This window comes from Aliivibrio friggae, from assembly GCF_057368515.1.
This window is the reverse complement of sequence record NZ_CM170648.1, coordinates 927,619-939,885: the sequence shown is the minus strand read 5'-3', so window position 1 is coordinate 939,885 and position 12,267 is coordinate 927,619. Positions and strand designations below refer to the sequence as shown.

At 39.4% G+C, this 12,267-nt stretch carries 14 protein-coding genes; 5 read left to right on the top strand and 9 right to left on the bottom strand.

Going from position 1 to position 12,267, the window contains the following annotated elements; translation table 11 throughout:
- Genes AC2INI_RS04415 through AC2INI_RS04385 form a run of 7 tightly spaced genes read right to left on the bottom strand, consistent with a single transcriptional unit; the run spans window position 1 to window position 4,359 of the window.
- Entirely contained in the window at window positions 1–375 is a 375-nt protein-coding gene (locus AC2INI_RS04415; RefSeq protein WP_122035605.1) for an ApeI family dehydratase, read from the bottom strand.
- An 11-nt stretch (window positions 376–386) separates the two neighbouring features.
- Window positions 387–1,775, bottom strand: coding sequence for an AMP-binding protein (locus AC2INI_RS04410; protein WP_486305424.1), 1,389 nt, complete (start codon window positions 1,773–1,775; stop codon window positions 387–389).
- On the bottom strand, window positions 1,751–2,311 hold the full coding sequence (locus AC2INI_RS04405) for a COG4648 family protein (RefSeq protein ID WP_122035610.1): 561 nt from the start codon (window positions 2,309–2,311) through the stop codon (window positions 1,751–1,753). The genes AC2INI_RS04410 and AC2INI_RS04405 overlap by 25 nt, the downstream gene beginning before the upstream one ends.
- The gene (locus AC2INI_RS04400; protein ID WP_122035612.1) at window positions 2,311–2,562 is read right to left on the bottom strand and encodes an acyl carrier protein; all 252 of its coding nucleotides are present in this window, start codon (window positions 2,560–2,562) and stop codon (window positions 2,311–2,313) included. The genes AC2INI_RS04405 and AC2INI_RS04400 overlap by 1 nt, the downstream gene beginning before the upstream one ends.
- Window positions 2,563–2,573: 11 nt before the next feature.
- Entirely contained in the window at window positions 2,574–2,831 is a 258-nt protein-coding gene (locus AC2INI_RS04395; protein WP_242504782.1) for a phosphopantetheine-binding protein, read from the bottom strand.
- A 7-nt stretch (window positions 2,832–2,838) separates the two neighbouring features.
- The gene (locus tag AC2INI_RS04390; protein WP_122035616.1) at window positions 2,839–3,636 is read right to left on the bottom strand and encodes a lysophospholipid acyltransferase family protein; all 798 of its coding nucleotides are present in this window, start codon (window positions 3,634–3,636) and stop codon (window positions 2,839–2,841) included.
- Between the two features lie 3 nt (window positions 3,637–3,639).
- Window positions 3,640–4,359 (bottom strand): beta-ketoacyl synthase chain length factor, encoded by a 720-nt coding sequence (locus AC2INI_RS04385; protein WP_486305423.1) that lies wholly within the window; start codon window positions 4,357–4,359, stop codon window positions 3,640–3,642.
- Window positions 4,360–4,498: 139 nt separating this feature from the next.
- Between AC2INI_RS04385 and AC2INI_RS04380 the strand changes: the two genes are divergently transcribed.
- The 3 genes from AC2INI_RS04380 to AC2INI_RS04370 all read left to right on the top strand — a co-directional run bounded on the left by AC2INI_RS04380 (window position 4,499) and on the right by AC2INI_RS04370 (window position 7,513).
- Window positions 4,499–5,074 (top strand): hypothetical protein, encoded by a 576-nt coding sequence (locus AC2INI_RS04380; protein ID WP_486305422.1) that lies wholly within the window; start codon window positions 4,499–4,501, stop codon window positions 5,072–5,074.
- Between the two features lie 105 nt (window positions 5,075–5,179).
- A complete protein-coding gene (locus tag AC2INI_RS04375) occupies window positions 5,180–6,247 on the top strand; it encodes a methyltransferase (protein ID WP_486305421.1) in 1,068 nt (355 codons plus the stop codon).
- A 27-nt stretch (window positions 6,248–6,274) separates the two neighbouring features.
- Window positions 6,275–7,513, top strand: a complete 1,239-nt coding sequence (locus AC2INI_RS04370) for an NAD(P)/FAD-dependent oxidoreductase (protein ID WP_486305692.1) — start codon at window positions 6,275–6,277, stop codon at window positions 7,511–7,513.
- Between the two features lie 79 nt (window positions 7,514–7,592).
- On the opposite strand, the gene AC2INI_RS04365 is transcribed toward AC2INI_RS04370, so the two are convergent.
- Entirely contained in the window at window positions 7,593–8,189 is a 597-nt protein-coding gene (locus AC2INI_RS04365; protein WP_486305420.1) for a VOC family protein, read from the bottom strand.
- Window positions 8,190–8,372: 183 nt separating this feature from the next.
- On the opposite strand from AC2INI_RS04365, the gene argS reads away from it, so the two are divergent.
- The gene (gene argS / locus AC2INI_RS04360; protein WP_486305419.1) at window positions 8,373–10,106 is read left to right on the top strand and encodes an arginine--tRNA ligase; all 1,734 of its coding nucleotides are present in this window, start codon (window positions 8,373–8,375) and stop codon (window positions 10,104–10,106) included.
- A gap of 113 nt (window positions 10,107–10,219) precedes the next feature.
- Here the strand turns inward: argS and yfbV are convergent, their stop codons facing one another.
- Window positions 10,220–10,669 (bottom strand): terminus macrodomain insulation protein YfbV, encoded by a 450-nt coding sequence (gene yfbV / locus AC2INI_RS04355; RefSeq protein WP_045101574.1) that lies wholly within the window; start codon window positions 10,667–10,669, stop codon window positions 10,220–10,222.
- A 319-nt stretch (window positions 10,670–10,988) separates the two neighbouring features.
- Here yfbV and AC2INI_RS04350 point away from each other — a divergent pair, with 319 nt between their 5' ends.
- Window positions 10,989–12,185, top strand: a complete 1,197-nt coding sequence (locus tag AC2INI_RS04350; RefSeq protein WP_061001859.1) for an acetate kinase — start codon at window positions 10,989–10,991, stop codon at window positions 12,183–12,185.
- Window positions 12,186–12,267 lie beyond the last annotated feature (82 nt).

Here is a 12,267-nt window from a genome sequence, read left to right as displayed (position 1 = left end):
TTATTGTCCTAATAAAATTCGGCCAGAGGAATGTTTACTCACACTCTCGCCTTGTTTAGAACTAAAAGCAAAATACAGTTTTTCTTTGTCTTTTACCCAACGAAGCTCTAGTTCAACTTCTGTATTAGGTAAAATTGGCTCTTGAAATTTTAAAACTTCCATGCCTTGAAAAATAGAATTTGCTTGTAGATGCATCTGACCATAATAAATCGCCCAATCTACCTGAGTAACTCCTGGTAATAATGGATGGCCAAGAAAATGCCCTGTAAAATCCAAAATGTCATCATCCACACGCATTGTAATAACAACACTTGGCTGATTTTGATCTTCTGTGTCTATTTCCGTAGAAATAATGGTCGGTTTACGTTTTGTCATGAGTACTTCTTTTAATCATTAACATCATTAAATAGCTGCTGTAGATCGTGCATTTGACGTTTACCTTGACTATTTAATGGGATCTCTTCAACCGCTCTAAAACGACGTGGAATACCTACAGGCTCTAGCCACTCTCTTAATTCAGAGCGTAATTTTAACCAAAACTTACCTTTAGAGCCCTGTCGCATTAATTTGTTCCCAGTATCTGAAAGAACAATAACCGCACCTAATACAGTACGTTTGGCTTCTTCCATAGGGATCACGACCGCTTCATCAATCCATTCTAGTTGCATTAAACGCTTTTCAACTTCAGTAAGTGATAATCGTTTTTCTTCAATTTTGATGACTCTATCAATTCGCCCTTTTAGTATGAATTGTCCATTATCCAACAAATCACAGTAATCACTGGTCGGATACCATAATGATTCACCAATAAAAGGAGATAACAATTCTAGGCAATGCTCAATATTTAAGCGAGTTTGATGAGATGGAAAGAATGTCCAAAGCGATGTTGGTTCTATTTGTTGGCGATAACCGATTCCGCCGGTTTCGGTACTGCCGTAGACTTCAAATGGACGTAAAGAGAGTTTTATTTCACTCTGCTCTGCCCCTTCAATAGCTAAAGGACCACCTGAAGAAAAAACCATTTGGTAGCGATTGTAACCTTCATGATCAGCAAGACGTTTTAATAATGCAGGACTGCAAATGAGTGTTTTCTTATGATCAGGTTGATGGGATAAAATTTGCTCAGGGTAAATGAAATTTGTTCGACAGAAAGCGCGTCTAGCACACAATGGCCATAACACTCGAAATAACAAACCATAAATATGTTGATGAGAAACGGTGCTATAAATCTCAGTCGCGTCTAGCTTGTCACCCCATAATTGCTCTAACTGCTGAATTTCATTACTCAATAACTGCAATGTTTTTTCGATTGGTTTTGGAGTATCAGTAGAACCAGAAGTGAATAAAGTAAGGCAGATGTTACCTAACACTAATGGGGATAATACGCTTATGACATTATCGCTAATGGTTTGATAATGACAATGATGTTCGCATGGCATGACTTGAATTATGTCATCATGCAACAAGGCATCAAAATGTTCAGATAATTCGGTTAGTGCCGCAGGTTGATGATTACCTGGTAAAATAATGTGTTTTCCAGCATGAGCTAAAGCAAGAAAAGAGACAGCAAACTGGTAGCTGTCGTCAAAACATAATGCCCATCTTTTTTCTGGTTGATGAGATAAATAACCACACACCCGTTGCACATCATGCTGAAATTGCTCATAACTCACGTAACTGTGCTGCTCATCAAAGCACACATTATGAGTTAGATTTTCTTGATTGGTAAGATGGGAAAGTGCTGTGTAGGTCATGCTTCTTTTCTCTTTATCCATTGACGCACTAGCCATTCAGTGACAAATAAAGTCCCTATCAATAAATAGCTAATAAAACCGTTGTACAACATCCATACTTTCATATCTAAAAAACAAGTAGAGAGTGAAATAGAACCGTTAATTACAAAAAAAACACACCACACTTTGGTTACGGTTCTAGTGTAGGCAACGCCACTCGGTGGAAGATCAGGTTCTTGAAGGCGAGCAAAGCGTTCAATCATGCTTTGAGGTTGAGATAGTGTCCAAAAAAAGACAGTAAACATCACTACGTTAACGATCACAGGGTAAAACGTAAACCACCCTTCTGATCGAAATAACCAGCCTAAGCCAGCAAGAATAATCCCTGCTCCACCACTGACCATTGCGATGTATTTAAGCTCTTTTATTGGAACTTGTTTTCCACCAACCATTCGCACCAGAAACAACACCGCTAGCACGCCTGCTACTGTCGTAATTCCACCAAAGTGAAGACCGTAGTAAACCGCTAGCGGGTAAGCAAGCAGTGCAATGGCTGACAATACCGTCAGCCAACGCATTATTTTAGAAGCGCTGCTACAGAGTTAACCACATCATCAACGGTGCGAACTTCTTTAAACTCTTCTGGCTTGATTTTTTTTCCTGTTACTTTTTGTAAGTGAACCACTAAATCAACAGCATCAATACTGTCTAAATCTAGATCAGTGTATAACTGAGCTTCTGGCGTAATATCTGCTTCATCGATTTCAAATAATTCAACTAATGCCGCAGTCACTTGCTCTAATACTTGCTCTCTATTTACATCTGTCATGACTTACTCTCTTACGCTTTATTTGCAGTAATATATGCAGCTAAGTTTGCTACTGACGCAAAATGTTCACGAGTTTGAGTATCGTCAGCATCTAATACTAAGCTGTATTTTTTCTTAATTGCTAAGCCTAACTCTAGAGCATCGATAGAATCTAACCCTAAGCCATCACCAAACAATGGTGCATCTGTTTCAATATCATCTACTGAGATATCTTCTAAATTAAGCGCTTCAATAATTAATAGTTTAATTTCGTTGTGTAATGCTTCCATCAATGACCTACTTATTCTCTTTTGATGTATTAAATTCATTTTGTGGATACAAGGCTGTATCTAAAAATCGATTTACGTTTCGAGCCGCTGAGGATGATGAATCAGCGTCTTCAATAAAAGGGGCAATGGCGACCTTTTCTTTCACTTCAATATGAAAAAAAGGACGAACATCTGGTACTTGATACCATTTTGCTTCTTTGGTTAAGAAGCTGGGTGTCACTGACACATGAACAATACGTAAATCACTTTCACTACGCACTGCTATTTGAGCAGCACCACGCTGAAGCTTCGATGTGATACCCGGTGTCGTTCGAGTACCTTCTGGAAAAACCAATAATACATTTCCAGAATTTAATTTTTCTGAGCACTCTTCTAAAAACGCTTCAGGCTCTCGATTTGGAATATAACCTGCCGCCCTCACAATCCCTCGAATAAACGGATTATGCCATAACGCCGCTTTGACAATACAATCACACTGCTTCAATTGTGAAGCAATTAAAACATAATCAATCAAACTGGGATGGTTTGCGATTATCAAACAATTTTTATCATTCTTTAATAAGTCTGCACCATCAAATTGATATCGGATAGCTCGGCTATAATGCATTGTCTTACAAAAGAGAAGAAAGCTTCTTTGTATTATAGCTTGAACTCTGATTTCACGTTGTTTGGTATTTTTTGCTGTAAACGTTAATAGCGGAAAAATAATAAACGTTAAGCAAAGCGCACCAATTCCAAATAAAGAAAAACAGAGTCCAGTAGCTGCGATTCGCCAACATTTGTCAATACGTAAAATCAAAGTCATTTGTTATTTATGCGTCCATGTCCATTGCGTTAATGAGCTCTCTATCATCCATTGAGAGTGTGATCCTACTAACTTAGAAATACATTGCAACCCATGAGGCATCTCATAATGTTTGTTTGCAGGTTTATTGTTCCATTGTAGAGAATAATCACTACCAGCACTCAATATAAGTCCGAATGCATAGCCTTGATATTCTTGTTGTTCAAATTCTTGATAATGTGAAGGAAGTGGCTCATCAAAGTCAATAACGAGAACTTTATGATTCGAGTTATCACTCAAATATGCAGCCGCTTCTATTAATGCTGAGTGAAATGTATTTTCGCCCGCCGCAATAGAAGTCACTGGAATCGCTTTTTTAGCTGTAATAGTAAATAACCCTGCGGCGGTGTTATGAACCGACTGAGAGAACGCCATTGGAGAGGCATCTTCGCCTTTTAAAATGTCTTCTAATAAAGCACACGTTCTGGTTAATTCACCATGACGACTAGCAAAGATTAAATAATCAACCTCTTGTTCTTGAACTAAAGTAAGCGCAGTTTGAACAGCAAGCTTACTTAATGCGCTCATTCTTCTTCGAGCCATCGCGGGAATTTTATCGACAGGGGCTTTTTCTCCCTCAGGCCAAGTGAAATTAGTTTCTTGCCACTGCAGCCAGGCCGCTTTGGTCTCTATCCCAGCAGAAATTGCGTGCCAATCGATAATATTAAAATTTGCGTATGCCATGATATCCATCTAGTCGTAAAAATATTACAATTTGTTACCCTACTCGTATAGGATATATGAATTCAGTGACTTGGCGCAAATACAAATGCGACAAGTCATACGGTAAATAAATATAAAAATAGATAATAAGGGACTAAACATGTCATTTTACAAACCTCTCTTACTCTCCGCTGGCGCTCTTATATTATCCGGCTGTGCAAGTGTAATGCCCCTTACCGATAAAGTAACAGGTGAAGATTTATTTCAAACCAATAAACCCGTTTATACCTTGGTTAACCTCCACCCTGATGAAAAAAGAATGAAACTTTATTCTGTTAACTTTCAACAAGATGGTCTAATCCCTGTTTGTACTCAAGTTAATATTGTTGATGTAACAAATAAAAATTTGACCTTTAAGATTAGCAGTACAGATAAGCAATATACTTTGGCAAAGCATAAGTCTTCTCCTGATTTTTCAAAATATCTAAGTAATTATTTTGGCACTGAATGTAATAGTTCAAAAATTAAAAAACTCAGTACGTTAGATCAGCAAGGAATTAAAGACGGTGTTGTAAAAGTAGGTATGACTAAGGAAGGCGTTAAATATGCGATCGGCTTCCCACCAGAGCATAAGACACCTGACTTAAATAATAGTGAATGGCTATATTGGAAGAATAGATTTAATACTTTTAGAGTCGAATTCAAAGATAATACCGTTTCTAATATCATAGACTAATCTATTGATCTTTAGTAAATATCAGTGGTTTCTTGCTTTTGAACAAAGTTTCACTCGCAACCACTGATATGATCATTTTCATCTTCTAATAATATGGCTAATTTCGTGACTCAATATAAAAATGACCCTTTTAATGCACTAGAAGCAAAAACAGAAGCACAGAAACTCTCTTTTGCCCCTATCGTTTTTCAAACCGCTCGTACTCTCAGAGATCTTGGTATTCTTGCAGCGCTAGATAAAGCAAACGATCAAGGATTAAACGCTGTGCAATTATCTCAAGAGACTGGCGTTTCTGAATATGGCGTTAAAGTTCTTCTAGATATGGCACTTAGCGCACATATTGTGACATGGAATGAGCCAAATTACGTACTTGCTAATCTTGGACACTTTTTATTACACGATGGCATGACTAATGCGAATTTAGACTTCACTGCTGATGTTTGTTACGCCGCAATGATGCACCTAACAGAAGCAATTCAAGAAGGCACACCTGCAGGTTTGAAAGAACTTGGTGATTGGCCAACTATTTATGAAGGTTTATCTCGATTGCCAGAAAAAGCAAAAGAGAGCTGGTTTAAGTTTGATCATTTCTATTCTGACCGTTCATTCCCTATTTTATTAGAAAAAGTATTAAGCAAAAAACCTAAGCGGCTTTTTGATATTGGTGGTAACACTGGTAAATGGGCACTGCAATGCTGTAACTACGATCAAGATGTGAATGTCACGATTATTGATTTGCCACAACAGATCGAAATGGCACTAAAAAATGCAGAGCAACAAGGCTTTGCTGATCGTATTAATGGTCATCCAACCAACATGCTAGATAAAACACTGCCTTTACCTCAAGGCGCTGATGTCTGGTGGATGAGCCAATTTTTAGATTGTTTCTCCCCTATGGAGATCTTAAGTATTCTAAAGCGTGTTCGTGCTGCAATGTCTGCTGATGCAAAAGTTTATATTCTTGAACTATTTTGGGATGAGCAAAAATACGATGCCGCGTCATACAGCCTAAATGCGACCTCTCTATACTTCACGTGTTTAGCTAACGGTAACAGTCGTTTCTATCGTTGCAGCGATTTCTTAGAAATTATTGAAGAAGCTGGCTTTGCGGTTGTTGAACAAACTAATAATATTGGTTTAGGTCATACGCTACTTGAGCTTAGAACTAAATAGGAGCCACCTGTGCTATCAAAACAATCAATCAACGTAGAATCAACTCAGGTTGCTATTATTGGTGCCGGTCCGTCGGGTTCGATTGCTGCTGCGTTATTAAAAAAACACAATATTGATTGCATCATCTTAGAGAAATCGACATTTCCTCGCTTTTCAATTGGTGAGAGTTTGCTTCCTGCCTGTATGGAATCAATTAAAAAAGCAGGAATGCTTGAGGCAGTAGAAAAAGCCAGCTTTCAGTATAAGAACGGGGCTGCTTTTCATTTTGATGGTACGTTTACTTCATTTGATTTTACGAATAAGTTTTCAGAGGGTGCAGGGACAACTTACCAAGTTCAGCGTGGCAACTTTGATAAAGTACTTGCTGACAGCGCTCAAGAGCAAGGGGTCGAAATTCGTTACCAACATGAAATTACTGATGTTGATGTTTCTCAACCTAAAACGCTCCTTTCTGTATTAGATACTCAAGGCAACCCTTATCAAGTTGAAGCAGATTTTATCTTGGACGCGAGTGGATTCGGTCGTGTCTTACCAAGATTGTTAAACCTAGAAGAACCTTCTTGTTTACCACCACGAAAAGCCATTTTTACTCACCTTACGGACAACATTGATAACGAAGGTTATGACAGAGATAAAATCCTTATTTCTGTCCATCCAATCAACACGCAAGTGTGGTACTGGCTAATCCCATTCAGTAATGGAACCTGTTCTTTTGGTGTGGTTGGCGAGCCTGAGTTTTTTGCAGATTACCCTAGTGATAATCTCGAGGCATTAAAGCAGTTGGCAACTGAGGATAACAACCTCAAGCAATTACTTATCAATGCCGAGTACCCAAATCCATGTGGTGAGATCATGGGTTATTCAGCCAATGTCACCAAGCTGTTTGATCGTAACTTTGCACTTTTAGGTAATGCTGGTGAATTTCTTGACCCTGTATTTTCTTCTGGTGTAACCATTGCGATGAAATCGGCAGAGTTGGCTGCTGAGTCGTTGATTAAACAATTTAACCAAGAAGAGGTTAATTGGCAGGTTGATTACTCAGATAAACTAATGAAGGGCGTAAATACGTTCCGCTGCTATGTAGAAGGCTGGTACGAAGGTTCATTCCAAGATGTTATCTTCCATGAAGATTCAAACCCTAAAATCAAACAAATGATCAGTGCTATTTTGGCCGGTTATGCGTGGGATGAAGAGAATCCTTTTGTGGCAGAGCCTGAACGACGCTTAAGAGTAATTGCTGAATTATGTAATCCATTAACGAAGTAAATCTTCATATAGATAAATACCTAAAAAAGGCATCCAAATTCTACATTGGGTGCCTTTTATATTATTGAGATATCAAGCCTTATGCCTGCTCACTCTCGATAACCGCTTTTAAGCTATGTGGATGCAATTTAATACATACCCCTTGATATTTAAAAGCAACGGTATAATTTGCAATTCGCTCTGCATCACCCGATGGACAACTCTGTTTTACTTTAACGCCTAAAGACGCCAAGCTCTCCCACTTCTCTTCCAACATTGGAAACGTTTTAAATACATATTCCAGAAACGCTTCTTGAGAATTAACATCGCATGGGATGACCCACTCTACATGTTCCCAACCTTGCTGCGGATAACTTTTTTCACCAGGATATGGCAACTCTAAACATTCAATAGACCAACCACTCACCTCGATAGGTTGATTAAAGCCTAGAGCAATAATTGGGCGGCCATTAATCTCATTATTTGACCATTCTTCAGCTTGTTGTAACCACGCTTGATGAGCGGCTTCAGCGACACCGCGATCATTAATTCGTAATGCAATATGATCCGCTTGATAGTCAGTAAGATCTAATCCCAACACATCAAGTAAACTTTGAATTCTATCGATAAACACAGGTAACGCATTAATTAACTGCTGAGGCTCTAATTGTTGTTGTTTTAATAATAACGATGACATGAAGGCAACCTAACGGTAAAAAAGAGAAACCGAATTGTATCAACCTCTTTACTTGATGTTTAGAGTCTTAAGAAAAAATAGCAGAAACTATTAAATATCCCCTGTTTTATTGCTATTATTAGCGACTATTTTGCTTTCCATGCAACAGCATTCCTGTTTAACAGCGATATGAAGGATAACTCTTTGAATATTCAATCACTTATTAACGACAAAGTATCTCAAGCCTTAGAAGCAGCCGGCGCGCCAGCAGGCAGCCCTGCCGCAGTTCGTCAATCTGCAAAAGCTCAATTTGGTGACTACCAAGCTAACGGCGTTATGGGCGTAGCTAAACGACTAGGTACTAACCCACGAGAATTTGCTCAGAAAGTACTGGATGTTTTAGATCTTGATGGCATCGCTAGCAAAACTGAAATTGCAGGCCCTGGCTTTATCAATATTTTCTTGTCTGAAGAATTTCTAGCAAAACAAGCAGAAGCAGCATTAGCTGATGAGCGCTTAGGTGTTGCTAAAGAAAAACAACAAAACATCGTTGCCGATTACTCTGCGCCAAACGTTGCAAAAGAGATGCACGTTGGTCACTTACGCTCAACTATCATTGGTGATGCTGTTGTTCGTACTCTTGAGTTTTTAGGTCACAACGTGACTCGTGCTAACCACATCGGTGACTGGGGTACTCAATTTGGTATGCTTATCGCAAACCTTGAGCGCATCCAAAAAGAGAAAGGCGAAGTTTCTATGGAACTGTCTGATCTTGAAGGTTTCTACCGTGAATCTAAAAAACTGTATGACGAAGACGAAGAGTTTGCAGTAACTGCACGTGGTTACGTTGTTAAACTTCAAGGCGGTGATGAGTTCTGCGCAGAGATGTGGAAGAAACTTGTTGACGTTACTATGGTTCAAAACCAACGTAACTACGATCGCCTAAACGTGTCACTGACTCGTGAGAACGTAATGGGCGAAAGCATGTACAACAGCATGCTTGCTCCAATCGTTGCTGACCTTCAAAAACAAGGCCTAGCGGTTGAAAGTGATGGTGCTCAAGTGGTTTACCTTGACGAATATAAGAACAAAGATGGCGAGCCTATGGGCGTTATCGTTCAAAAACGTGATGGTGGCTTCCTTTACACAACTACTGACATCGCTTGTGCTAAATACCGTTTCGAAGAACTGAATGCTGATCGTGTTCTTTACTTCATCGATTCACGTCAACACCAGCATCTAATGCAAGCGTGGACTATTGTTCGTAAAGCAGGCTATGTTCCTGAAAGCGTATCTTTAGAGCACCACGCGTTTGGTATGATGCTAGGTAAAGATGGGCGTCCATTTAAAACTCGTGCAGGTGGTACGGTTCGTCTTGCTGATCTTCTTGATGAAGCAGAGCAACGCGCAACAGCACTAATCGAAGAGAAAAACAAAGATCTATCTGCTGAAGAAAAAGCGAAGATTGCAACGACTGTTGCAATGGCTGCGGTTAAGTACTCTGATCTTTCTAAGCACCGCACGACAGATTACATCTTCGATTGGGACAACATGCTTGCATTTGAGGGCAACACAGCGCCTTACATGCAATATGCTTACACTCGTGTTGCTTCTATCTTCAGCAAAGCTGGCTTGTCTATGGATGAGTTAACTGGTGAAGTTAAGATCACTGACGAGAAAGAAAAAGCACTTGTTTCTAAGTTAATGCAATTTGAAGAAGCAGTTCAAGCAGTAGCAAGTGAAGGTCAACCTCACTTAATGTGTGCTTACCTATTTGAACTTGCTGGTCAATTCTCTAGTTTCTACGAAGCGTGCCCAATTCTTAACAATGAAGACGAAGCTGTTAAGCAAAGCCGCCTGAAACTAGCTGCACTAACAGCTAAAACAATCAAACAAGGTCTAGACCTATTAGGTATTGAAACGCTAGAGCGTATGTAATTCCTATTTCACTACTCTGGATACTTATTTATTCAGAGTAGTGATAAACGAAGATCAAAAAAGGAGCTAATATTAGCTCCTTTTTTATTATGTCGATTTAGTGTTACAAACTATTAAAACCAGCGTTCTAGTGCAGATTTATCCAACTGCTTAAACGCTTTATTCAAAATGTTCGCTAACTCTTTGTATCGAGGTTGGCTCTTCATTGGCTCTAATGCAGCCCCTGATTCAATAATTTTTTGATACAACTCACGATACCAACTTGCTAATGCTGGTGGTAATACTGTATTTGCTCGATTACCTAACCACCAAAATCCTTGTAGTGGCATACTTAGTGCGAATAAAGCAATAATAATCGCTTGCGGCAAGCCTGCTGTATTATTGAAAGCCATTTGAGTCAGCACACTGATAACAGCAACGGCTGGCATCACCTTTACTGCAAACTTAGTGGCTTTAATCACTCGTTGCTCTGGGAACATTGGAGCTAACTCTTTTCGCTCAGGCCAAACATCCATATAAGTCTGGCCGTCTCGAAATCGGAATAGAAAACCGTTTTCACTCATATTGCCCCCTTAATTTCTAAACAAAAGTTTAATTATTCAAAAAAACAGAGAATAAACTTGATTAGAATTAATATTATCTTAAAATATTTTTGTTATCTTAGCGCACAATCGTTATCCTATGCGCTGATTTATTTTTTAGCTGTAGTTCTACTATAAGCTAAAATAGGATAAATCGGCAAGGACTGCTGTAATGCTCTTTCTAAGGATAGCCAACTTTTTTATGCAAATGCGGTAATAATTTTTAAATTAACTGCATTTGTCATTGTTATGTCATTTACGACATAACTTTAATTACTGATGAATAAATAGGTATTTATACATGTCTAAGCTGGTTTTAGTTTTAAACTGCGGTAGTTCTTCTCTTAAATTTGCGGTTGTTGACGCAGAATCTGGTGCTGAGCACTTAACTGGTCTTGCTGAGTGTCTTGGTCTTCCTGAAGCTCGTATGAAGTGGAAACTTGATGGCAAGCATGAAGCTCAACTAGGTGAAGGTGCAGCACACGAAGAAGCACTAGCATTTATGGTAGAAACTATCCTTGCTTCTAAGCCAGAGCTTAAAGCTAACCTAGGCGCTATCGGTCACCGTATCGTACACGGTGGTGAGCAATTCACTAAGTCAGCACTAATCACTGACGAAGTACTTAAAGGTATTCAAGACGCTGCAACTTTTGCACCTCTTCATAACCCTGCTCACATCATCGGTATCGAAGCTGCGAAGCATAACTTCCCAGAACTTCAAAACGTTGCTGTATTTGACACTGCTTTCCACCAAACTATGCCTGCAGAGTCTTACCTATACGCTCTACCGTACAACCTATACACAGATCACGGTATCCGTCGTTACGGCATGCACGGTACTTCTCACCTGTTCATCACTCGTGAAGTTGCTGGTCTACTAAACAAGCCAGTTGAAGAAGTTAACATCATCAACTGTCACCTAGGTAACGGCGCATCTGTATGTGCTATCAAGAACGGCGAATCTGTAGACACTTCTATGGGTCTTACTCCTCTTGAAGGTCTAGTAATGGGTACACGTTGTGGCGATATCGATCCTGCGATCGTTTTCCACCTACATGACGCACTAGGTTACTCTGTTGAGCAAATCAACACGATGCTAACTAAAGAGTCTGGCCTACAAGGTCTAACTCAAGTGACTTCTGACTGTCGTTTCGTTGAAGACAACTACGGTGAGAAAGAAGAAGCAACTCGTGCGATGGATGTATTCTGTCACCGTCTAGCTAAATACGTTGCAGGTTACACAGCAACTCTAGAAGGTCGTCTAGACGCAATCACTTTCACTGGCGGCATCGGTGAAAACTCTGCTCCAATCCGTGAAATGGTTCTTAACCGTCTAGGTATCTTCGGTATCGAAGTTGATAGCGAAGCTAACCTTAAAGCACGTTTCGGTGGTGAAGGTACTATCACTACAGCAAACAGCCGCATCCCTGCAATGGTTATCTCTACTAACGAAGAGCTAGTAATCGCAGAAGACACAGCTAAATTAACTGGTCTATAATATATCTCCTAAAAGGCTAGCCATTAGGTTAGCCTTTTTTCTTTCTATGGCTTTATTTTTTCAATAAGGTCTCTTGCCCCAA

What these genes read in the sequence shown, in the direction of transcription:
- AC2INI_RS04415 (WP_122035605.1), bottom strand. Translation starts at nt 375, where the DNA reads ATGACAAAACGTAAACCGACCATTATTTCTACGGAAATAGACACAGAA.
- AC2INI_RS04410 (WP_486305424.1), bottom strand. Translation starts at nt 1,775, where the DNA reads ATGGATAAAGAGAAAAGAAGCATGACCTACACAGCACTTTCCCATCTT.
- AC2INI_RS04405 (WP_122035610.1), bottom strand. Translation starts at nt 2,311, where the DNA reads ATGCGTTGGCTGACGGTATTGTCAGCCATTGCACTGCTTGCTTACCCG.
- AC2INI_RS04400 (WP_122035612.1), bottom strand. Translation starts at nt 2,562, where the DNA reads ATGACAGATGTAAATAGAGAGCAAGTATTAGAGCAAGTGACTGCGGCA.
- AC2INI_RS04395 (WP_242504782.1), bottom strand. Translation starts at nt 2,831, where the DNA reads ATGGAAGCATTACACAACGAAATTAAACTATTAATTATTGAAGCGCTT.
- AC2INI_RS04390 (WP_122035616.1), bottom strand. Translation starts at nt 3,636, where the DNA reads ATGACTTTGATTTTACGTATTGACAAATGTTGGCGAATCGCAGCTACT.
- AC2INI_RS04385 (WP_486305423.1), bottom strand. Translation starts at nt 4,359, where the DNA reads ATGGCATACGCAAATTTTAATATTATCGATTGGCACGCAATTTCTGCT.
- AC2INI_RS04380 (WP_486305422.1), top strand. Translation starts at nt 4,499, where the DNA reads ATGTCATTTTACAAACCTCTCTTACTCTCCGCTGGCGCTCTTATATTA.
- AC2INI_RS04365 (WP_486305420.1), bottom strand. Translation starts at nt 8,189, where the DNA reads ATGTCATCGTTATTATTAAAACAACAACAATTAGAGCCTCAGCAGTTA.
- yfbV (WP_045101574.1), bottom strand. Translation starts at nt 10,669, where the DNA reads ATGAGTGAAAACGGTTTTCTATTCCGATTTCGAGACGGCCAGACTTAT.
- AC2INI_RS04350 (WP_061001859.1), top strand. Translation starts at nt 10,989, where the DNA reads ATGTCTAAGCTGGTTTTAGTTTTAAACTGCGGTAGTTCTTCTCTTAAA.